The sequence below is a fragment of the Sphingopyxis sp. 10G20-10 genome, assembly GCF_057365075.1.
On sequence record NZ_CP195117.1, the window covers coordinates 2,109,911 to 2,131,520 of the forward strand.

The 21,610-nt window shown below is 59.7% G+C and carries 21 protein-coding genes; 10 read left to right on the plus strand and 11 right to left on the minus strand.

The genetic code is table 11. The features are described 5' to 3' along the window. Positions 1–94 precede the first annotated feature (94 nt). On the plus strand, positions 95–775 hold the full coding sequence (gene lexA, locus ACR3XE_RS10285) for a transcriptional repressor LexA (RefSeq protein ID WP_473697742.1): 681 nt from the start codon (positions 95–97) through the stop codon (positions 773–775). On the opposite strand, the gene ACR3XE_RS10290 is transcribed toward lexA, so the two are convergent. Together ACR3XE_RS10290 and ACR3XE_RS10295 are read right to left on the minus strand one after the other, a co-directional pair. Continuing rightward, a complete protein-coding gene (locus ACR3XE_RS10290) occupies positions 729–2,477 on the minus strand; it encodes a ComEC/Rec2 family competence protein (RefSeq protein ID WP_486185708.1) in 1,749 nt (582 codons plus the stop codon). The genes lexA and ACR3XE_RS10290 overlap by 47 nt on opposite strands. 54 nt (positions 2,478–2,531) lie before the next feature. Beyond that, complete coding sequence (locus ACR3XE_RS10295) at positions 2,532–2,891, minus strand: hypothetical protein (protein WP_486185709.1); 360 nt, start codon at positions 2,889–2,891, stop codon at positions 2,532–2,534. Here ACR3XE_RS10295 and gltX point away from each other — a divergent pair. Both gltX and ACR3XE_RS10305 read left to right on the plus strand, forming a co-directional pair. After that, positions 2,890–4,416, plus strand: a complete 1,527-nt coding sequence (gene gltX / locus ACR3XE_RS10300) for a glutamate--tRNA ligase (RefSeq protein ID WP_473697740.1) — start codon at positions 2,890–2,892, stop codon at positions 4,414–4,416. The two genes, ACR3XE_RS10295 and gltX, sit on opposite strands and share 2 nt — an antisense overlap. Positions 4,417–4,468: 52 nt before the next feature. Then, positions 4,469–5,755 carry a citrate synthase gene (locus tag ACR3XE_RS10305; protein ID WP_473697739.1) on the plus strand — a complete coding sequence of 429 codons (1,287 nt, stop codon included), beginning with the start codon at positions 4,469–4,471 and terminating at the stop codon, positions 5,753–5,755. Between the two features lie 224 nt (positions 5,756–5,979). On the opposite strand, the gene ACR3XE_RS10310 is transcribed toward ACR3XE_RS10305, so the two are convergent. From ACR3XE_RS10310 to ACR3XE_RS10320, 3 genes are read right to left on the minus strand one after another with little or no spacing between them, the layout of a single operon-like run. Beyond that, a complete protein-coding gene (locus ACR3XE_RS10310) occupies positions 5,980–7,386 on the minus strand; it encodes a sensor histidine kinase (RefSeq protein WP_473697738.1) in 1,407 nt (468 codons plus the stop codon). After that, positions 7,383–8,384, minus strand: coding sequence for a hypothetical protein (locus ACR3XE_RS10315; RefSeq protein WP_486185710.1), 1,002 nt, complete (start codon positions 8,382–8,384; stop codon positions 7,383–7,385). The genes ACR3XE_RS10310 and ACR3XE_RS10315 overlap by 4 nt, the downstream gene beginning before the upstream one ends. A 51-nt stretch (positions 8,385–8,435) precedes the next feature. Next, entirely contained in the window at positions 8,436–9,656 is a 1,221-nt protein-coding gene (locus tag ACR3XE_RS10320; protein WP_473697735.1) for a glycosyltransferase family protein, read from the minus strand. 299 nt (positions 9,657–9,955) lie between these two features. On the opposite strand from ACR3XE_RS10320, the gene gyrA reads away from it, so the two are divergent. The 4 genes from gyrA to ACR3XE_RS10340 all read left to right on the plus strand — a co-directional run bounded on the left by gyrA (position 9,956) and on the right by ACR3XE_RS10340 (position 14,974). Next, positions 9,956–12,625, plus strand: a complete 2,670-nt coding sequence (gene gyrA / locus ACR3XE_RS10325; RefSeq protein WP_473700308.1) for a DNA gyrase subunit A — start codon at positions 9,956–9,958, stop codon at positions 12,623–12,625. After that, complete coding sequence (locus tag ACR3XE_RS10330) at positions 12,622–12,933, plus strand: DUF952 domain-containing protein (RefSeq protein ID WP_473700258.1); 312 nt, start codon at positions 12,622–12,624, stop codon at positions 12,931–12,933. The genes gyrA and ACR3XE_RS10330 overlap by 4 nt, the downstream gene beginning before the upstream one ends. Before the next feature lie 202 nt (positions 12,934–13,135). After that, positions 13,136–14,017 (plus strand): OmpA family protein, encoded by an 882-nt coding sequence (locus ACR3XE_RS10335; RefSeq protein WP_473700257.1) that lies wholly within the window; start codon positions 13,136–13,138, stop codon positions 14,015–14,017. A gap of 105 nt (positions 14,018–14,122) precedes the next feature. Beyond that, complete coding sequence (locus ACR3XE_RS10340) at positions 14,123–14,974, plus strand: TauD/TfdA dioxygenase family protein (protein ID WP_473700256.1); 852 nt, start codon at positions 14,123–14,125, stop codon at positions 14,972–14,974. Here the strand turns inward: ACR3XE_RS10340 and ACR3XE_RS10345 are convergent. Then, the gene (locus ACR3XE_RS10345) at positions 14,971–15,648 is read right to left on the minus strand and encodes a lysoplasmalogenase family protein (RefSeq protein WP_473700255.1); all 678 of its coding nucleotides are present in this window, start codon (positions 15,646–15,648) and stop codon (positions 14,971–14,973) included. The two genes, ACR3XE_RS10340 and ACR3XE_RS10345, sit on opposite strands and share 4 nt — an antisense overlap. Positions 15,649–15,760: 112 nt before the next feature. Between ACR3XE_RS10345 and trmFO the strand changes: the two genes are divergently transcribed. After that, complete coding sequence (gene trmFO / locus ACR3XE_RS10350) at positions 15,761–17,110, plus strand: methylenetetrahydrofolate--tRNA-(uracil(54)-C(5))-methyltransferase (FADH(2)-oxidizing) TrmFO (protein ID WP_473700254.1); 1,350 nt, start codon at positions 15,761–15,763, stop codon at positions 17,108–17,110. Between the two features lie 31 nt (positions 17,111–17,141). On the opposite strand, the gene ACR3XE_RS10355 is transcribed toward trmFO, so the two are convergent. Next, positions 17,142–17,609, minus strand: a complete 468-nt coding sequence (locus tag ACR3XE_RS10355; protein ID WP_473700253.1) for an EF-hand domain-containing protein — start codon at positions 17,607–17,609, stop codon at positions 17,142–17,144. Between the two features lie 154 nt (positions 17,610–17,763). Between ACR3XE_RS10355 and ACR3XE_RS10360 the strand changes: the two genes are divergently transcribed. Continuing rightward, entirely contained in the window at positions 17,764–18,672 is a 909-nt protein-coding gene (locus ACR3XE_RS10360) for a hydrogen peroxide-inducible genes activator (protein WP_473700252.1), read from the plus strand. Here ACR3XE_RS10360 and ACR3XE_RS10365 read toward each other — a convergent pair. The 3 genes from ACR3XE_RS10365 to pgsA are packed head-to-tail and all read right to left on the minus strand — an operon-like array spanning position 18,669 to position 19,941. Further along, a complete protein-coding gene (locus ACR3XE_RS10365) occupies positions 18,669–19,109 on the minus strand; it encodes a molybdenum cofactor biosynthesis protein MoaE (protein WP_473700251.1) in 441 nt (146 codons plus the stop codon). The genes ACR3XE_RS10360 and ACR3XE_RS10365 overlap by 4 nt on opposite strands. After that, positions 19,106–19,363 (minus strand): MoaD/ThiS family protein, encoded by a 258-nt coding sequence (locus tag ACR3XE_RS10370; RefSeq protein WP_473700250.1) that lies wholly within the window; start codon positions 19,361–19,363, stop codon positions 19,106–19,108. Before ACR3XE_RS10370 ends, ACR3XE_RS10365 begins: the two co-directional genes overlap by 4 nt. A gap of 5 nt (positions 19,364–19,368) precedes the next feature. Continuing rightward, the gene (pgsA, locus tag ACR3XE_RS10375; RefSeq protein WP_473700249.1) at positions 19,369–19,941 is read right to left on the minus strand and encodes a CDP-diacylglycerol--glycerol-3-phosphate 3-phosphatidyltransferase; all 573 of its coding nucleotides are present in this window, start codon (positions 19,939–19,941) and stop codon (positions 19,369–19,371) included. A gap of 145 nt (positions 19,942–20,086) precedes the next feature. Here pgsA and ACR3XE_RS10380 point away from each other — a divergent pair, with 145 nt between their 5' ends. Then, positions 20,087–21,358, plus strand: a complete 1,272-nt coding sequence (locus ACR3XE_RS10380; RefSeq protein WP_473700248.1) for an MFS transporter — start codon at positions 20,087–20,089, stop codon at positions 21,356–21,358. 5 nt (positions 21,359–21,363) lie between these two features. Here ACR3XE_RS10380 and ACR3XE_RS10385 read toward each other — a convergent pair whose 3' ends face one another. Then, positions 21,364–21,609, minus strand: a complete 246-nt coding sequence (locus tag ACR3XE_RS10385; RefSeq protein WP_473700247.1) for a hypothetical protein — start codon at positions 21,607–21,609, stop codon at positions 21,364–21,366. Between the last annotated feature and the right edge of the window lies 1 nt (position 21,610).

Below are 21,610 nucleotides of genomic sequence, written 5' to 3' on the forward strand. Positions count from 1 at the left end.
CGCAAGGGGATATACACCGCACGCTTGACAACCCCCTCTCTGTTCCACTATCGTTCCCCTTATGTCCGGCTTAGACCCCATTGGAGAATGATCGATGTTGACCGCCAAGCAGCATGAACTGCTCCACTTCATCCAGCAGCGTCTCGACGCTAGCGGGATTTCGCCTTCGTTCGAAGAAATGAAGGAGGCCTTGGGGCTGAAGTCAAAATCAGGGATTCACCGCTTGATCAGTGCGCTTGAAGAACGCGGATTTCTGCGCCGCTTGCCCAATCGCGCGCGCGCTTTGGAAGTCGTAAAATTGCCCGAAGGCGGCAAGGCGGCGCAAGGTTCGTCCGACAATGTTGTTCCACTGCGCAAGTCACCACCTGCGATGCAGCCGATTGCGGCCAATGATATTATCGAGGTGCCGCTGCACGGCAAAATCGCCGCCGGTGTGCCGATCGAGGCGTTTGAGGATCATAACAATCTGTCGGTTCCCGCCGCGCTGCTCGGCTCGGGCGAACATTATGCGTTGGAAGTATCGGGCGATTCGATGGTCGAAGCGGGAATTTTGGATGGCGACTATGCACTGATCCAGAAAGCCGACACGGCACGCGAGGGCGAAATTGTTGTCGCCTTGGTCGACGGGCAGGATGCCACGCTCAAATATTTCCGCCGCGAAGGCGCGATGGTCCGACTCGATCCCGCCAATGGCGCCTATGAACCGCAGCGCTACGCCGCGGACCGCGTCATGGTGCAAGGGCGCTTGTCGGGACTGCTTCGTCGTTACCACTAAGCGTGACGGGGCGACGCCAAGGATGCTCGTCTCCCGCGCGCAGCGCTGTCACGACGCGCGGGCCATCTAGGTAAAGTGCCAAACCGCCCGTTTGCGGCAGGCTGTCGCGATCAATCGTCAGCCAACGGGCGTGACATTCGTCGTGCAACCAGCGATCACTGACCACCACATCGGCGGCAGCGCAGGCCGCGGCCATATCTGTCCCCTCTATCTTTGCCGTGCCGCGTGAGGCCATGATGGTCAGGCTTTGCGATCCCCGGCCCTGTTGCCAGCGACAGAAATCGCGGTTGCATTCGGCTTTTGCCTGACCGGAAGCGGACAGGGCGACCAGTTTGCCATCGACGCCTGCTGCTTCGCCCAGACTGCCGCGAACATAGTCGCCCGCACGGTCGCGCAATAAGGCATAGCGGCCATCGTCCAGCTTTGCGGCAATATGGCGGCCGTCGTTGGTAATCAGCACATCAGGACGTGGCTGTGCGGTCAGGACCAGCGCACCCACCAGCATCGGCGCCAGCCCCGCCCAACGCCAGCGCGTGCGCCACAACAGCAACCAAAGCCCGCCGAGCACCGACAGTGCAAAACCATAGGCCGGAAACACCGGCAATGTCGCGACCGCGCCGGGCGCATCCGCCACCGCATGGGCGAGCACGAGCAAGCCGTTGAGCGCCTCCCCAGCCACCCACCAAAAGGGCGCGCCGATCCCGACGCTGTCGAACAATAACGCCAGCGCCTCCATCGGCATAATCACAAAGGTGGTGAGCGGGATCGCGATCACATTGGCAAGCGCGCCATAGAGGCCGGCCTTGTGAAAATGGAACAAGGCAATCGGCGCCAGAGTCAGCTCAATAACAAGGCCGGTAATCAACAGTCCGGCGATGGCGCGGCCCAAGCGCCACAGCCGAGGTTCTTCGCGGCGCGCAAGAAAAACGCGCATCGGCGGGCTTTCGTGCAGCGCAATAATCGCGGCGACGGCGGCAAAGCTCAATTGAAAACTGGGTCCGGCCAGCGATTCGGGACGCCACACCATAACGATTAACGCCCCCGCCGCGACCAGCCGCAACGTCAAGGCTTCACGCCCCATCATAAAGGCGGCAAGAACCAGCATGGCGGCGATGCACGATCGCAAGGTGGGCACCGCCATGCCTGTCAGCCATGTATAGCCAAGCCCTGCAATCGCGGCCCCGGCAGCGGCATAGAGAATGATCGAACCACGCAGAGCGAGCCGCTGGTTCAGCGCGAGCAAGCGCAACAAGAAAAACATCACAAAGCCGACCACCGCGGTAACATGAAGTCCGCTGATCGCCAGCAAATGTGCCAATCCGCTGCGCCGCATGGCGTTGGCATCATCATCGCTGATCGCGCCGCGATCCCCACTGACCAAAGCAGCGGCGATCCCGCCCGCCGACCCCGCAATTTGCGACTGGACATGCTGGCTGAGCCGAAGCCGCAACGGCGCAACCTCCTTGTCCGCTCCTTTGGCGCGGGTCGGACTGCCGAGAACGGTTCCGACCGCGCCAATCCCGTCGAACCAGGCCCGCTGCGCAAAATCATATCCACCGGGCAGGCTTGGCCCCGGCGGCGGCATCAACCGCGCCCGCACGCCTATCGCTTCGCCCGCCACCAAAGCGTCATGGCCATTAGTCCGCATGGTCAGCCGGACGCGCGGCGGGAGGTCTGGACGATTGTTCGGGCGCACGATCAACCGTTGCTGTCCACGCGCTGGCAGCGGCTCGACGCTTTCGATGCTGGCCGAAAACTAAGTCGTCACCGGATAAGCAACGACCGGCGCCGCAACCCAACTGGCACGCATCCAGATCAGCAGCAGCCCCGTCGCCAAGGAACCGCAGCCAATCGCAATGACGCGCCCAAGTCGCCGTTGCCAGCCGATGAGCAAGCCCGCACAGGCACCCGCAGCGGCGATCAAAAGGAAGCCGATCCATTGCATCTGTGTGGTTAGTGCGAACCAGCTAGCGATCCCGGTTCCCAGCGCGACAGGCAGCCACAGCCCGACACGCTCGCGCTCGACTTCCAATTGGCTTTCAAGCCAAGGCCCCCAGCGCCATGGCAGCAATGACTGCGCCGCACCAATGGGCGTTTGAAGCGGCCAAGTCGCCATGCTAGGGGCAGCTCCGATCATCGCCAATGGGGCGTCAAAGTGGGTGAAAGAGGCCGTGGTGGCAACCGAAAATAATCCAGCCCGTGCAGAAGCAACCCCAGAAGCTACTGGCACAGCGGTTGTGACCCGCTTCGCGCCGTCGCCAACGGGCTTTCTCCATATTGGCGGCGCGCGCACCGCTTTGTTCAACTGGCTGTTTGCACGCCACCATGGCGGCAAATTCCTGTTGCGGATCGAAGATACCGACCGCGCCCGCTCGACCGAAGCGGCCAATGCCGCGATTTTGGACGGGATGCGCTGGCTCGACCTCGATTGGGATGGCGAGACGGTGTTCCAATTCGCCCGCGCCGACCGCCACGCCACTGTTGCCACCGAACTGCTGGCGAAGGGCGAGGCCTATCGCTGCTATCTCAGCCAGAATGAGCTCGCGGCCATGCGTGCCGAGGCTCAAGAAATGCGCACGCCGTTCCGGGTCCGTAGCCCGTGGCGCGACCGTAGCGATGGCGACCCCGCCATCCCCCACGTGATCCGGCTGCGCGCTCCACTCGAAGGTGCCGTCACCATCGCCGATAAGGTGCAGGGTGACGTCACGGTGCAAAATGCCGAGCTCGACGACTTCATCCTGCTGCGTTCGGACGGCACACCCACCTATATGCTCAGCGTCGTCGTCGACGATCATGACATGGGCATCACCCACGTCATCCGTGGCGACGATCATTTGAACAACGCATTCCGCCAGGTCGCGCTGATCCGCGCGATGGGCTGGGATGAGCCTGTCTATGCCCATGTCCCACTGATCCACGGCGCCGACGGCGCGAAACTGTCGAAACGCCACGGCGCGCTGGGGGTTGATGCCTATCGCGACGAGATGGGATATTTACCCGAATCCGTGAACAATTACCTGCTTCGACTCGGCTGGGGACACGGCGACGACGAGATTATCAGCCGTGAACAGGCGGTCGAATGGTTTGACCTGGCGCATGTCGGCCGGTCGCCGTCGCGTTTTGACTTCAAAAAGCTCGAAAATCTGAACGGCCATTATCTACGCGAAGCCGAAGATGCGCGGTTGGCAGAGCTGGTCGCACCGCGCGTAGCCGCTCTGATCGGGCGCGAAATGAGCGACGAGGACCGCGCATTGCTCACCCGTGCGATGGCCGCGCTCAAGCCGCGTGCCAAGTCCTTGGATGAAATCGCGGAAGGATCGGAATTTTTGTTTCTGACGCTGCCTCTGACAGTGGACGAAAAGGCCGCACTGGTGCTAAGCAACGCCCCATCAGGGTTGCTCGCAGCGGTCACCGATCATTTGCGTGCGCTCGATAACTGGAATGCAGAGACAATCGAAGCTGCCGTTCGCGCCACCAGCGAGGCAGCAGAGGTCGGTTTAGGTAAGCTCGCGCAGCCATTACGCGCCGCCTTGACCGGTCGCACTGTGTCTCCAGGGATATTTGACGTGCTGTTGTTGCTGGGACGCGAGGTCAGTCTGGCACGACTTGACGCAGCGCACAATTATCCGGCAGGGGGATAGTGTATCAGGGTGGGAACAAGCCGAATGAAGGCATCAGAACAGGAAAAGTGCAATGACTGACAAAACTGCCAAAATCACCTTGGGTAATGATACGATTGAAAGCCCTGTCCTGTCTGGCTCCGTCGGCCCCGATGTGGTCGATATCCGCAAATTTTATGCGCAAACCGGCGCCTTTACCTATGACCCGGGCTTCACCTCGACCGCGAGTTGCGAATCCAAGCTGACCTATATTGATGGTAATGAAGGCGTGCTGCTCCACCGTGGTTATGCCATCGGCGATCTGGCCGAAAATTCCAATTTTATGGAGGTCTGCTACCTTCTGCTCAACGGCGAACTGCCCGACGCCGATACGCTCGATAAATTCAGCCACACCATCACCCGCCACACCATGCTGCACGAGCAGTTGGCAACCTTTTACCGCGGGTTCCGGCGCGATGCTCATCCGATGGCCATCATGTGCGGCGTCGTCGGTGCCTTGTCGGCCTTCTATCATGACTCGACCGAAATCCATGATCCGCACCAGCGCATGATTGCCAGCCACAGGCTGATTGCCAAAATGCCGACGATTGCGGCCATGGCGTATAAATATTCGGTCGGCCAACCCTTCGTCTATCCGCGCAATGACCTGAGCTACACGGGCAATTTCCTGCGTATGACCTTTGGCGTTCCCGCAGAGGAATATGAAGTGAACCCGGTTGTCGAGCGTGCGCTCGACCGCATTTTCATCCTCCACGCCGACCATGAGCAGAACGCTTCGACCTCGACTGTCCGGCTGGCCGGTTCCTCGGGCGCCAATCCTTTTGCCTGCATCGCCGCCGGCATCGCTTGTCTTTGGGGGCCGGCGCATGGCGGCGCGAACGAAGCCGCTCTCAATATGCTACGCGAAATCGGCACACCCGACCGCATCCCCGAATTTATCGCCCGTGCCAAAGACAAGGATGATCCGTTCCGCCTGATGGGATTTGGCCACCGCGTGTATAAAAATTACGATCCGCGCGCGACTGTGATGCAGAAAACGGTGCGCGAAGTCTTCGACGCGCTGAAGGTCACCGATCCGGTGTTCGAGGTTGCTTTGCAGCTCGAAGAAATGGCGCTGAACGACTCTTATTTTGTCGAGAAAAAGCTGTTCCCGAACGTCGATTTCTATTCCGGCGTTATCCTGTCGGCTATCGGTTTCCCGACCACGATGTTCACCGCGCTGTTCGCACTCGCCCGCACCGTTGGCTGGGTCGCCCAGTGGAACGAAATGATTTCGGACCCTGCGCAGAAAATTGGTCGCCCGCGCCAGCTGTACACCGGCCCGACGCATCGCCCCTATGTTCCGGTTGAAAAGCGCTGATTTCACGCGGAGACGCGGAGGGGATGACGCTATTTGGCTTCGCCCTCCACATCTTCATCCAGATATTTGACTAGGATTGAGCGGCGTTGCCGCCCTTTTCTTATCCTTCTCCGCGACTTCGCGGCTCCGCGTGAACCCTTTGAGCGTGAATATCTGACTTTATATCGTCATTGTGAGCGAGGCGCGACAATCCAAGGGGGTTTGTGCAGCTCTGCGCGATTTTTTTACTCGGGATCGCGCGCGGGCAGGCTGAGCGTGAATCGTGCGCCCTGTCCCGGCGCGCTGTCGACGATTAGATCGCCGTCCATCGCGCGGGCAAGGCGGCGGGCGATGTAAAGGCCAAGTCCTGACCCGCCGCTATCGGTACGGCCCAAGCGTTCGAATTTTTCAAACACGACGGCCTGCTCATCGCTGCTCATCCCCTGCCCCTGGTCGGCAATCGTCACCATCGCGCGGTCGCCGCTCCGATCAATCCGAATCCAGATCAGTGATTGTTCGGGTGAATAGCGAATGGCATTGCCCAGCAGATTGATCAAAACCTGCAAAGTCCGACGAAATTCGCCGGTCGCGGGCATGGTGTCTTCCTTGGGAGGAACATCGATGCGGATGCCCTTTTCCTCAGCTTTCATGCCCAACAAGCCAACCGCGCGGCGGGCTATATCGGCAAGATCGACATCTTCGCGCGCGGCTTTAAATCCGGGACGTTCAATATTCTGCAAGTCAGCCAGATCATCGACGAGTCCCAGCAAATGTCGACCCGCATGGGCAATATCGCCAGCATAGCGCGCATAGTCAGCCCGGATTGGCCCGTCGAATTGCCCCGAAATAGTTTCGGCCGTCGCAATGATACGGCTGAGTGGACCGCGCAATGCGCCATCGATACGGCGGCCGAATTGTGGATCGGACAGCGGTAACGAGCCAAAGGCCGGATCAATCATCGTCGCGCCGACCGGAGCTGCACTGGAAGATTCCTGCTCTTCAAACGGCGCAGCAACGCCTCGAAATCCTGTAAAGTCACCCGTCGCATCAAATCGCGCCTCGCCCGAAATCAGCATTTTGCGCACACCCGACTCGGCAGCGCTGGTAACGCGCGCCAGCTGACGATGAAAGCGACTTTGCCGTGCGAGCGCCTGAAGCACCGGAAAACGCCCGTCCTCATCGGGTTGCAGTTCAAAAAGTTCCGATAAAGACTGGCCTTCCCAGCCCGCCACGATAGGGGTCGCGCCCGGTGTCGCCTGAAGCGCGACCAGCCGCAATTGCTGGTCACATTCCCACATCCAACTGTTGGGCACCGCTGCGGTGCCGCTGTCGTCGCTTTCGGTGAGCAGAGGGCGTTGTGGCTGCGCCATTGGCTTAGCGCGCCAATCGCTGATTTCCAGATCTGCGCCGTCGGCATCGGGAATAATCCGCACCCAAGCGGTGATGTCGCTATGGTCATCGGCAGCCAGCATCGGGCGCCCAATCTCTCGCTGCAAGCGCTGCGACAGAGCAACCAGACGCGCCAGTTGCGGCAGCGCCAACGGCTTGGACAGACCGCCGCCTGCGCGCTGTTGCAACCGCAGCAACGCCGGATCAGCTAGGGTCAGAAGGCCCGCATTGTCTACGCGACCACGGGTTAGAGCGGCGGTCATGGCGCACCCTCACCCGGTGAGGTCAGTGTTTGCGCGCGCGTCTGAAGCAAGGCCGAATAGACGTCAGCATGAGCTCCCGTCTCTGCCTGCCGACCCGCAAATATTTGCCGGTTGGGGACGGTTTCGATCGATGCCACCAAGGGCGCCAAATCCCGATCATCAAGGCCCAAAGGTGCAAAGATGGCACGCACCTCGTCGATGTCCGCCACCAACAAGCGAAGCGACATCGCCTCGTAACGCACCCCATGATGCCCCGCCGCTACGGCGATAACCGACGCCCAGTCATAGCCCCGTATGGCCGCGGCAACGGCTTTGCCGCCATCGCCAACCACCTGTATCGCAGAGAAATAGCCAAGCGCCGCCGCGTCGATGCCGTCATCATCGTTGCGTTGCGCGACCAATTGGCGAATATCACTGCCCAATTGACGCGCCACAACAGGGTCATTGCCGCTCTGCACCAGCGCCACAGCTGCAATATCGAGCAAAAGCGATTGATAGAGCAATCCCTCCAGATCGGCGATGGGAACACGCGGATGGCCAAATACATCCAACCGTCGCCGATCCGCAATCACCAGCGCAAGATAGGCACGATCAAGCGGCGAATCCTGTTGGTCTTTTGCTTCGGGCACCTCGCCATCGTCATCCTCGCTCGCATCAGCCTGCCCCAGATCCCCATGGAGCTGGTTTGCAAAATGGAGCGAATGTTGACGCCACCGAAATTCTTCGGCGCGCGCGAAACAGAGTAAGGCCAGCCGTTCGGCGCCCGGAATGCCGTCTTGGGACCAGTTTCTCCACAAATCCTGCGAATCAATATGGGTCCCAAGCTGTTCGGCAATGTCGGCAATCAACCGCCTGGCGATGCCCAGCACCGTTGCGCGCTGCTCCTCGGTCAGCCGTCCGGCGGCCGGTGCAGCCAGAAAATCCGCCACTTCGCGCAGGCGCGCGGACAGTGCCGGGTTGATCTGGGCGATCCCGAAAGAGGCAGATGGTTCAGCCATAGCAAAACGGCTTAACAGCATGGCGTTAATGCGCGCTAAACCTTGATGGCATCAACGCACGCTCGCTTTGGGGCGGCGTGCAAGGCGCAGCCAGATCATGACCTGAAACAGCGCGAGCAGCGGCAGCACGGCAAACATCAGCGAATCAACGCCAAAAAACAGCGCGGGGACGAGCATAAGCCACGCCTGATCGCTGTCGGGCAAAAGCCAATGGAAACGGCGACTCGCTCCCGATTCTTCATAGAGCCAGCGCGCCAGTAAGATCGTTGCCGCAAGACAGGGCGCAAGCGCCGCCTCGGTAAACAGCGGCGGTTTATGTTCGGGCCGAGCGAGTGACACCAGCCATGGGAATATGGCAAGCAATACCCAGCCAAAGACGCGAATATATTCTCTCAGCCGGTCCTGCCGGGCGCTTTGAGCGCGAAAGGCCGCCAGAAAGCGCATCGCCGCCAGACCCAATCCTCCAAAAACCGCGAGCAGCGCTCCGGCTACCGCCAACCCTGCAATCGCCAACAGAGCGACATTGAGCCAGATCAGTCCTGTGATAATCGGCAAATAACGTGCGATCGCTCCTGATTTGACGAGGAGCGGCCCAAACATGCGGACCAGTGGCATCATGATCGCCGACCGGCCCAGCCCCATGCCACCATATTCAACCTGCTGCAGGCTCGATTGCTCGAGTAAGGCGGCGGTCTGCGCGTCGGCAATAATCGTAATGTCGCCCTGCTCAAACAATGCCGGTTCGCAATAGAGTCGCCGCCCGCCCGCCTGCACAGCCAGCCGCAGCAGCGTGAGCACCATGTCCCATTCGCCCGGCATGGCGGCCAATTCGGACGTCATGGCATCGGTCAAAATGGCAAGGCCGCCCCACCGTTGACTGGCATCAATCCGTTCAAACCCCTGGGTTAGTGGGGTGTCGCCGGTGACAAGCATGGCGGGCGCACCGGCTCCGGCAATCGCAGAATAGTGGGTGCCACTCGCGTGCAATCCATCGGCAACCAGGATGACCCGGTCGTCCTTGCCCACCACATCCGCCATATCGGCGGCATTGCGTACCGGTGTCACTTTCAACCCACGGCGGTGTATGCGATCAAAGGCGGCGAGCAATTCGGCAGGAACAGCGCCAACCGCCACCAAGATATGTTCGACCCCAATATCGGCGAGGCGCCCCGCCTGACGCTCTATGATGCTCGCCCCCGCGACGCTGGCGAGCGCCCGCAAGCGACCGTCGGTCAGCGGCTCGCTGGCCCCTATGAGAGCTATTAGCGGCAAGAGCCTACGGGGTTCGAAAACAGGATCACAGATACGCCTCATATGGTGCCACCGCCGATTGGCAACCCCGCCCAGCCATCATGGGTCAATTGCGGTGGCGTGACGTCAACTTTTGCGACGGACAAAGACACAGAATTTCTCCCCCAAAACGGGCGCGAAAAGCTGGCATTCCTGCCAGCATTGGGCTAGACAGAATCCTCTTCCCCAAAGCAAAAATAAAAGGCCGGGTCTTGACCGAAGAAACACCGCAATTGCCGCCGTCGAGTGACGGAATTTCGCCGATCAACATCGTCGAAGAAATGAAGACCTCCTACCTCGATTATGCGATGAGCGTGATCGTCAGCCGCGCGCTGCCCGACGTGCGCGACGGGTTAAAGCCGGTGCATCGCCGCATCCTCTATTCGGCCTATGAAAGCGGTTATGTCGCGGGCAAGCCCTATCGCAAGTCGGCGCGTATCGTCGGCGATGTGATGGGTAAATATCATCCGCACGGCGACAGCTCTATTTACGACGCACTGGCGCGAATGACGCAAGACTGGTCGATGAGCGTGCCGCTTGTCGATGGTCAGGGCAATTTCGGGTCGATGGACCCCGATCCGCCAGCCGCCATGCGCTACACCGAATCGCGATTGGCCAAAGTCGCCATCGCGCTGCTCGACGATCTCGACAAGAATACGGTCGATTTTCAGCCGAATTACGATGGTTCTGAGTCCGAACCTCAGGTGTTGCCTGCCCGCTATCCCAATCTTCTCGTCAACGGCGCGGGCGGGATCGCGGTCGGCATGGCGACCAATATTCCGCCGCATAATCTGGGCGAAGTGATCAATGCGACACTGGCCCAAATCGACAATCCCGAGATCACTCTCGACGAGTTGATGGAAATCATCCCCGGGCCAGATTTTCCAACTGGCCCCATGATATTGGGCCAGGGCGGCGCGCGAAGCGCCTATGCCACCGGGCGCGGATCGGTGATGATGCGCGCGACTTACGACATTGAAGAGGGCCGCAACGACCGCCAATCCATCGTTTTGACGGCGATCCCATTTCAGGTCGGAAAATCGGGGCTTGTAGAGAAAATCGCCGAAGCCGCACGTGACAAACGGATCGAGGGCGTTGCCGATATCCGCGACGAATCCAATCGCGAAGGCGTGCGCGTTGTCATCGAGCTCAAACGTGACGCCACGGCTGAAGTCGTACTTAACCAATTGTGGCGTCACACACCCGCCCAATCGAGCTTCCCCGCCAATATGCTGGCCATTCGTGGTGGTCGGCCAGAGATGATGGGGTTGAAGACGATCCTGTCGGCCTTCATTACCTTCCGTGAAGAGGTCATCACGCGGCGTTGCAAATTTGAACTCAACAAGGCGCGCGACCGTGCACATATCTTGCTTGGTCTTGTGGTTGCAGTCAGCAATCTGGACGAAGTCGTCCGCATTGTCCGCGGCTCGCCCAGCCCAGCAGCGGCCCGTGAGGCTTTGTTGGCGCGCGAATGGCCGATCGGTGACATTGCCGTCTATATCCGTCTCGTCGAAGCGATCGAAGGCGAGCTGGCGGAAAGCGCCACCTATCAGCTGTCCGAAACGCAGGTGAAAGCGATCCTTGAGCTGCGGCTTCATCGCCTGACTGCCCTGGGCCGCGACGACATTGCTAAAGAACTCAAAGAGTTGGCGGACATAATTGAGGAACTGTTGAGTATCCTTGCTGATCGCGAAAAGCTGTACGCGGTGATACGCGAAGAGTTAATCGCGGTACGTGACGAGTTTGCCAGCCCGCGCCGCTCGCTGATGGCGCCCGCCGCTGATGGAATCGACGACGAAGACTTGATCGAGCGCGAAGATATGGTCGTGACCGTCACCCTCGACGGCTATATCAAGCGCACGCCGCTCGACACCTTCCGCGCCCAGCGCCGTGGCGGCAAGGGCCGTGCAGGAATGGCGACCAAGGATGAGGATGTCGTCACCGAATTGTTCGTGACCTCGACCCATACACCGGTGCTGTTCTTCTCTACTGCAGGCAAAGTCTATCGCATGAAGGTATGGCGGCTGCCCGAAGGCGGGCCGACGACACGCGGTCGTCCGATGATCAACCTGCTGCCGCTCGACAAGGATGAGACAATCTCGACCGTCCTGCCTTTACCCGAGGATGAAGAAGAATGGGGCGATTTGCACGTTATGTTCGCCACCGCAAAGGGCGGCGTACGGCGTAATAGCATGGATGCGTTCACCAATGTGCCGTCGAACGGCAAGTTCGCCATGCGCTTTGACGAGGATAGCGACGATCATCTAGTCGGCGTCGCCCTATTGACCGAAGAAGATGATGTGTTGCTGGCGTCGCGCCAGGGCAAGGCTATCCGCTTTGCCGGCACGGATATTCGCCAGTTCCAGTCGCGCACCTCAACAGGTGTGCGCGGTATGACGCTGAAAAATGATGATGAAGTCATGTCGCTAACGATCCTTCGCAGGGCCGGCACCACGCAGGAAGAACGCGAAGATTATCTGCGCTTTGCCCCCTGGAAAGCAGAGAAAGACGGTGACCCGGTGATGACGCCCGAGCGATTTGCCTTTTTGCAAGAGCGCGAGCAATTCATCCTGACCGTTTGCTCCAATGGCTATGGCAAAATGTCCTCGACCTACGAATATCGCCGTATCGGACGCGGTGGTCAGGGCGTGACCAACATCGACAATATCAAGCGGAACGGACCTGTTGTTGCCAGCTTCCCGGTGCAACGCACCGATCAATTGATGCTGGTGACCAATCAGGCCAAGCTGATTCGCATGGACCTCGACAGCCTGCGCGTTATCGGGCGCGGATCGGCGGGCGTGCGCCTGTTTGACGTCGCCAAGGGCGAACATGTGGTGAGCGCGGCCCTGATCGAAGAGAGCGACGAGGAACCAGCCGACGGCGAAGCGACCGAAGGCGAGACGCCCGCGACTGAGGCCGAGATCAACACCGACTCCAATCCTGAATGACCGACACCACATTCAAAATCCTGACGGCGGATCAATGGACAGCCTTTCAACGCACCGGTGTCTTTATCGGCGCACCCGTGGATCTGGCCGATGGATATATCCACATGTCGACAGCCGAACAGGTGCAAGGAACGCTCGACAAGCATTTTGCCGGTCAATCAGGACTAGTGATTGCCGAGGTGGCTCTGGCACGGCTCGGCGATGCGGTGAAGTGGGAAGTGTCGCGAGGCGGCGCGCTATTCCCGCATTTATATGCCGACCTGCCCTTGTCCGCTGTGGTGGGAACGCAAGAACGCGATAGAGGCTGATTTCAGCGCGGCGCTGCGGCAAATGTCCACCGCAAGATATTTCGCAGATGCACGCAGCCTGCATCGACTCGCCGCGCAAAGCGCTCGGATTACCCGTTCAGCTAGCTCCACGCGCAACGAACCGTCTTGTCGGGAGTACTCCTCAGCCAGAAACGGCACGTGAACGCACGGGGTCGGCTGATCTAACAGAAGGAGTAGGGTAATGAGTGTCGTTTCCAAAAGTCCAAGATTATTGTTGATGCTGGCCATGCTGGCCGGGACTGCCACGGGCAGCGTGGCTGCGCAGCCACAGGACGCGTCCGAGGGCGAAGTCTTGACGACCGTATATGGGTCGCCTCCGCCTGAAGCGGCCGAGATGACCGAAGGGCCAGAGATCGAGGGCATCATCTCCGCGCGCAGCGGCGACAAGATGCAAGTTACGACCGCCGACGGCACCAACATGGTTATCGCCCTCAATGACAATACCCAGATAAAGGCCAGCGGCGGGTTTTTAGGTCTCAATCGCAGCAAGCTCGCAACGGATGCGTTGCTCAACGGTCTGCCCGTCTCCGTCGAGACAGCGCAGTGGGACGGTGGTCTGGTGGCGAGCCAGATCGATTTGAAGAACAAAGACCTCAAGACAGCGGCAATGATCCATAACGGCACAGACCAGCGCTTTGCCGAACAGACGGCAGCGACAGAGGCCCTGCGCGGTCGCATGGGCGATATCGATCAATATAATGTCAAACACTCAATGAATGTGAATTTCGACACCGGCAAGGCGGCGCTGTCCCCTCAAGCGAAAGCCGAGCTCTGCGATACGGCAAATACAGCCGAGAGCATGGATAACGCCCTGCTGCTTGTTGTGGGTTACACCGATTCCACGGGAAGCCAAGAATTCAACCAGCAACTGAGCGAAAAGCGGGCTGGTGGTGTTGTCAATTATCTTCAACAGGCCTGCGGCTGGAAACCCTATCGTATGCTGACCCCCACCGGGATGGCCGAAGCGGATCCGGCGGCAAGCAATGACACCGCAGAAGGCAAGGCACAGAACCGCCGCGTTGCGGTGAATGTGTTGGTCAGCAAGGGTCTTGACGGTCTGTAAGACACGCGTGTGGACTGAAAAGCTCTAGGCGTACATTTCAAAGAATGTCCGCCTAGAGCGCCGCACCCGATTGACCTCATCCCGTATCCGGCGCAGCATCGCGCCATGACCCTCACCATCATCCCCAGCGGACAAGCGTGCGGTGCAACAGTGACCGACGTCGATCTGACACAGCCGTTGGACACCGCGACGATTGCCGACATCCGTACGGCTTGGCTCGATCATCATGTGCTGTCCTTTCCCGATCAGCCGCTCAGCGACGATGATCTGGAGCGATTCTCCCGATATTTCGGTGGCTTTGGTGACGATCCTTTCATCGCGCCCATAAAGGGCCGCAACCACGTGATTGCCGTCAAGCGCAGCGCCGATGAAACCGCGCCGCTGTTTGCCGAAAACTGGCACAGCGACTGGAGTTTCCAGGCCCGCCCGCCTGCCGGCACCTGCCTCTTCGGGATCACTATTCCGCCGGTCGGCGGCAACACCGAATTCGCGAACCAGCACACTGCACTTGACGCGATGCCTGCAGAACTACGTGCCAAAATCGAAGGGCGTATGGCGGTCCACAGCGCGCGGGGCGGTTATGCACCATCGGGCATGTATGGAGCGCAGGATAAGGGCCGCAGCATGGACATTCGCTCCTCCGACACCGCGACCGCGACGCAGCTCCATCCCTTCATTCGCAAGCATCCCGAAACCGGGCGCGAGGGGCTGTTCGGGTGCGCGGGCTATATCATCGGAATAGACGGGATGGAGGATGCAGAGGCATTGCCTCTCCTGTACGAACTGATCGAATGGCAGGGCCGCGAAGAGTTTCGTTATTCGCACCAATGGGCAGCGAATATGCTGATCATGTGGGATAATCGTTCCGTCCTGCACCGCGCAACAGGCGGCTATGACGGGCACGACCGGCTACTCCACCGCACGACGATCGCGGCATGGGGAGGTGCGCCAGCCTAGCCTTTTACCGCCGTCGATACCGATAGGGTTTTCACAACGCCCCGGGCAATCAATGCCTGCCCGCCGAAATAGAGCGGCCAGATCAGCCAGCTCGCCAGCGAGCCGGGCATCGCCCCGCCTGCGCGGGCAAAGATCAGCATGTCGCTAATCAAGAACATCATCGCGCCGATACCAGTGCGATAGCGCGGAAAGCGGCTGGTCCAGGCGGTAGAGGCCATGACGGCAACGCCGCCAGCATAGGCGACCGCAGAACTGACCTCGCCCGGTGACCCCGATCGGGTCAAGCCCCAGCTGATAATCAGAACCAACGGCACCAAAACCGCCGCGAGTAATTGTTGCGACCGCGACAAATGTGCGCGGCGATTCTGCATATAGAGGATGATTGCAATCAAATGTCCGACCGCAAAGGCAGCCGCCCCTGCTAGCAATCCGCACGCGTCAATCAAGGCATCGCCCAGCGCACCGAAACCCAGCACCGCGACCAGCATCCAGCCATATCCCGACCGTGCATTGGCCGCTGCCCACAGCGTCAACAGTCCGACTCCGGCGGTTTTCCACGCTATGATTGCAGGTCCTTGCCAGCCCTGTAGCACCGCGACAAAATAGCTCACGCCAGCTACCAACGCCGCCAGCCATAGCCAGCGCGCGCGATCCCTACTCTGTTCCCCGCTCATGTTCCGCCCCCTTTGCTTTATCCGCTCAACGTGCAAGAGGCTCCCCAGCCTCTCTGGTCCGCCTTGTCCCATAGGTTGAGACCGATTGTGAGCTTGTCAACGGAAACGGTAAATGACCGACTATCATGTGCATATTATCGGCGGCGGCCTCGCGGGGTCAGAGGCCGCGTGGCAGTTGGCCGAAGCGGGCCATAAGGTTCGCTTGTCCGAAATGCGCGGTGGCGGCGATATGACGCCCGCGCATCAGGGCGATGCGCTCGCCGAAATGGTCTGTTCCAACAGTTTTCGATCTGATGACGGTGACAGCAATGCCGTCGGCCTGCTCCACCGCGAAATGCGGACGCTCGACTCGCTGATCCTACGTGAGGCCGACAAAACCAAGGTTCCCGCCGGATCGGCGCTGGCTGTCGATCGCGACCTGTTCGCAGACGGCGTGACACAGGCGCTGGAAGAACATCCCAATGTCACCATCATTCGCGAGCGCATCGACACGCTACCGACCGCTGGGCTGACGATTGTCGCCACAGGCCCGCTGACCGGTGCCGCGCTGGCGGACAGCATCGGCACCGCAACGGGCAAGGATGCGCTGGCCTTTTTCGACGCCATCGCGCCCATTGTCTATCGCGAAAGCATCGATATGGACATCGCCTGGATGGCCAGCCGCTGGGACAAGGTCGGGCCAATTGGCGACGGCAAGGATTATATCAATTGCCCGATGGACAAGGAGCAATATTATGCCTTCGTCCAAGGGCTCGTCGACGGCGACAAGACCGATTTCAAGGATTGGGAAAAAGACACGCCCTACTTCGAAGGCTGTATGCCGATCGAAGTGATGGCAGAACGCGGCGTCGAGACGTTGCGCTTTGGCCCGATGAAAGGCGTCGGCCTCGACAATCCGCGCACCGGTCGCTGGCCCTATGCGGTGGTGCAACTGCGTCAGGACAATGCGCTGGGCACTTTGTGGAATATGGTCGGATTCCAGACCAAGCTGAAACATTCCGCCCAAGTGGAATTGTTCCGCACCATCCCGGGATTGGAAAAGGCCGAATTTGCTCGGCTGGGTGGGCTGCATCGCAACAGCTTCATCCGCTCACCCGAATTGCTCGACCCGCAGTTGCGGCTCAAATCCGCACCGCATATCCGCTTTGCCGGGCAGATTACCGGCTGCGAAGGCTATGTCGAAAGCGCTGCCATCGGATTGATCGCGGCGCGCTTTGCTGCCGCCGAACTGGCCGGTCGCACGCTGTCTCCACCGCCTGACGAGACCGCATTGGGGGCGCTGTTGGGGCATATTACTGGCGGAGCCGATGCCGCGAGCTATCAGCCGATGAACGTCAATTTCGGCCTGTTTCCGCCGCTGGCCGAGGCTGTTCGCAAGAAAGACCGCAAGCTTGGTTATACAGCACGGGCTGGCAAGGCACTGAGCGACTGGGCAAAGGCTGCCGATGGCGTTACGGCCTGACGTCTCGCCCTGCATAAGCAGGGTCGACATATCAGCAGCTACATTTAGGCTTGGCTTTATGTTTGGGCGCGGTGGTCGCGAACTCGCTGCGCGTGAGGTCACCCGATTTGTCGCTGTCGGCGGCAGCAAATTTATTGCTTGTTGCTACCGCCCATTCCTCGAACGACAACAAATTATTGCCATCGGTGTCGAGCTTACGAAACGCCGCGCTGCGTGATGACATTAATTCGATGCGGCTGATCCGGTCGTTGCGGTCTCGATCATAGCGGTTGAACCGCCGCTCCTCGCGCGAGGCCTTGGTGGCTGCGGGTAGCGTCGGCGGAGCAACGCCGCGCTTGGGCGCACCGACCGCCGCGATCGGGATCGCAGGCAGAGCGGGCGGAGGCGCAGGAAGCGTGGCTTGCCCCTCCGTCTGGCTACGCCCCTGCCACAAGAATACGCCACCAGTGAGGAGTAGCGCGCTGGCCAAGCCACCGAGAAGAAAACGGGAAACTGCCATATTCTGCCATGCCCCAAGCATTTGCGAAGAGGCCAAGGGCTATCATGACAAGCGTCAGAACGGCAACTCTCTTTGCGCGGAGCGACATCAATCCAATTGCTATGTTATCGAAAAACTTGTTCAATTCATCGCACAACATTGCTAGGTTCGATTAATGCACAACTACCTCCCCTCTCTCAAACAGATGCAATATCTGGTCGCGCTGCACGAACATGGTCATTTCGGGCGCGCTGCCGATGCCTGCAACGTCACCCAGTCGACACTATCGTCGGGCATTCGCGAGCTTGAAACGCTGCTCGGTCAGACTTTGGTTGAACGGACGCGGCGGGTGGTGCGCTTTACCGTGCTGGGCGATGCGATTGTCGCACGGGCGCACCGTGTGTTGCGCGAGGCAGAGGAACTAGCCGACATGGCCGCCGCCGCCGGAACCCCGCTGGTCGGCGAACTGCGGATGAGCGTCATTCCAACGATTGCTCCTTTTTTGCTGCCCAGCCTGTTACCACATCTGCGCAAGGAACGCCCGTCGCTGAAACTATACCTACGCGAAGAGCCGAGCGCGCAGGCGTGTGAATCGCTCCACCATGGACAGGTCGATTGTGTGCTGCTCGCCCTCCCCTATGCTTGCGGTGACATCGAGGGTGAGGATCTGTTTGACGACGCTTTGTTCGTCGCCTTTCCGGGCGATTATGCCAAGGATTTGCCCGCCACAGTGAACGCCGAAGCGATTGATCCGGCGCAAATGCTGATGCTCGAAGACGGGCATTGCCTGAAAGACCATGCTCTCGCCGCGTGCAACCGTCCCGAACTGAGGGCCGGAGCGCGGATGATGGGCACGTCACTGCACACATTGGTTCAGATGGTCGACAATGGTCTGGGCGTCACCATGCTGCCGCAAATGGCGTTAGAAGCGGGGATATTGGATCACACCGATATCGACACAAGGCCGCTGGAATCCGACCATGACTGGCGCACCATAGCGCTGGTGTGGCGCCGGAACAGCCCGCGCGCCGAAGAGTTCAAGCTGCTCGCTGAGGATTTTCGAAAACATCGCAGGGCCGGCTAGTCCCAGCGACCGGCCCGGTCATGGTCGGACGCGCGTTGCTCAACCCATTGCACACGCCCGTCAGAAAAGCTCTCTCTCTTCCACAGCATCACGTCTGTCTTCAACCGGTCGATCAGATATGCGCAGGCTGCCAATGCCTCACTACGGTGCGGACTGCTGGCAAGGACAAGGACGATTGTTTCGCCCGGCGCCATGTCGCCAATGCGATGGATCAACGTCAGCTGGGCAATGTTCCACCTTGTCGCGGCTTCGCCCGCCAGCTTTTCAAGTCCCGCCAGCGTCATCACCGGATGATGGTCGAGGAATAATTCGGTCAGCCCGCCATCGCCGCGCACCCGCCCGGTGAAGCTGGCGCTCGCCCCATGGCCACCGGCATCATGCGCCGCCATTTCCGCCGCGACATCGATAGTGTCAGTGAAAAGTGCGACGCGTATCATCCGCCGGTGACGGGTGGGAACAACGCCACCTCACGTACACCGACCAGGCTGGTTTCGGGACCGGCCATTGCACCATCAATTGCCGTGCGGATACGAGAAAGGTCGGCAAAGGCTGCAGCGCCGCGGTCATCGCGACCTCGCAGCCAGACGATCAGATCGCCCATGGTCGCAATCTCCACATCGGGTGTAATCACCTCCTCTGAGCAACCCATTCGGTCTCGCACCCAGGCAAAATAGCTGAGGTGAAGCGCCATTGGCGTCAATCCATATGCTTGAGGCCGACCCGCAGATAATCCCAGCCGGTTATCAGCGTCAGCCCCGCTGCCCCCCACAGCGACCACAGCCCCACCGTTTTGATCCACCCCATCTCGGGCAACGCGCCCGCGAGGATCAGCGCGCCAAAGGCAATGATCTGAAAGGTTGTTTTCCATTTGGCGAGCTGCGTCACCGGCATCGAAACCCGCAAGGTCGCCAGAAATTCGCGCAAGCCCGACACGATAATCTCTCGCAGCAATATGATCAGCGCGGCGATGACATGATAACCAACAATGTCGCGGGTAAAGACAAGGAGCAGGATGACCGCCGCGATCATGATCTTGTCGGCGATGGGATCGAGAAAGGCGCCCAGGCGCGACACGGTGCCGCGCGAGCGCGCCACATAGCCGTCAAAATAATCGGTCAGCCCCATCAGGCAGTAAAGCCCAAAGGCCAGCGCATAATCAATGGGACGCGGCTGAAGCGAGCCGCCATGCACCCCCGGCCACAGCAGGAACAGCAGGATCGGCACCGCCAATATCCGTGACAAGGTAAGGATGTTTGGCAAACTGAGCATAATGACTGTTTCTTACCCCTTGCCGCGCCGGTTCCAAATTGGGCTTTGACCCTGCTCCCCCTAGCCGATAAGCCCGCCACACGACAACCATATTGGCCGGGTCCAGTCGGGCGTTGCGCATGAATTATAAAAGGGTGGGGCCTGCATGACCGGTTCATTTGCGCTGATGAAGCAACGCCGGTTCTTGCCGCTTTTCGCCACCCAGTTTCTCAACGCCTTCAACGACAATTTTTACAAGATGGCGATGGTGATCCTTGTCACCTTCACCATTTATCGCAATCCCGAAACCGAGGCCTCTTTCAACGCGCTGGCCGGCGGCTTGTTTATCCTGCCCTTTTTCCTGTTTTCAGCGCTCGCCGGTCAATTGGCCGACAGTCACGACAAGGCGCGCATCATCCGCATCATCAAGACGGCCGAGATCGGCATCATGCTGGTGGGGGCGGCGGGCATCTGGATGCACAATGTCCCGTTGATGCTGCTCGCGCTGTTCGCGATGGGAATGCATTCGACATTTTTCGGACCGATTAAATATGCGATCCTGCCGCAGCATCTGGAAGATGACGAAGTGCTGGCGGGCACCGGCTGGGTCGAGGCCGGAACCTATATCGCCATATTGGGCGGGACGATTGTCGGCGGCCTGATGCCGCCGCATTTTGCGGTCTTTGGCATTGTCATTGTCGCCATTATCGGGCGGCTGTCCGCCGGCCTGGTCCCCGCTGCCCCGCCGGAAATAGAAGCCCGCGACATGGTCATCGACCATAATGTGCTGCGGTCATCATGGCAGCTCGTCAATTCGACGATGCATATTCCGCGCCTCTTCCTGGCCATCGTATCAATCAGTTTCTTCTGGGCCATCGCGGCCATATTGGCGGCGCAGTTTCCGCCGCTGGTCAAAAATGCGCTGGCATCGGACAAAACAGTCGCGACGATGTTCACGGCCATATTTTCGATCGGCGTCGCCGTCGGTTCTATTGTCGTCAACCGCATGTTGAGAGGCCATGTATCGGCCCGATATTCGCCGGGATCAGTGATTGTCATGGCCGTTTTCGTACTCGATTTATGGTGGTGCGTCAGCGGGTGGCAGCATGTCGGGACGCAGTTGATGGACTGGCGGGAATTTCTGACCTTGCGCGCCGGTGACCGGATCATCTTTGACCTGTTTGGCATTTCGGTGGCGGGCGGCATGTTTGTGGTTCCGCTTTATGCCTTTTTGACTACCACCGTCGCCAAATCGAAAACCGCGCGGACCATTGCGGCCAATAACATCGTGAACAGCCTTTTCATGGTCGTCGCAACCCTGATTCTCAGCGCGCTCATCACCATCGGGTTTACGATCGACGATACCTTGCTGATGGTCGCGGTGATGTGCCTGATTTCATCGGTTCTGGCGTGGCGGCTGCATAAAGCCTGCGACTGATTGGCTCAGCTAAAGAACACAAAGGTTGCGACGAAAAAGATCGCGAAACTTTGTAAAAACAGCTTCGCATCATCAAGGTTGAACCAGTCGTTTTGCGGTTCGCGATGCGCGGCCAACGCTTGACGGAGCTCGCCTTGCCAGTCCGCGGGCGCGCTCAGCCGGGCCACTTGCACCTGACGTAATTGATGCGCGCGTAAACGGTCGCGAATATCGATTCGCGGGTCGGACGAGTAAGAGTCGACACTGTTCATG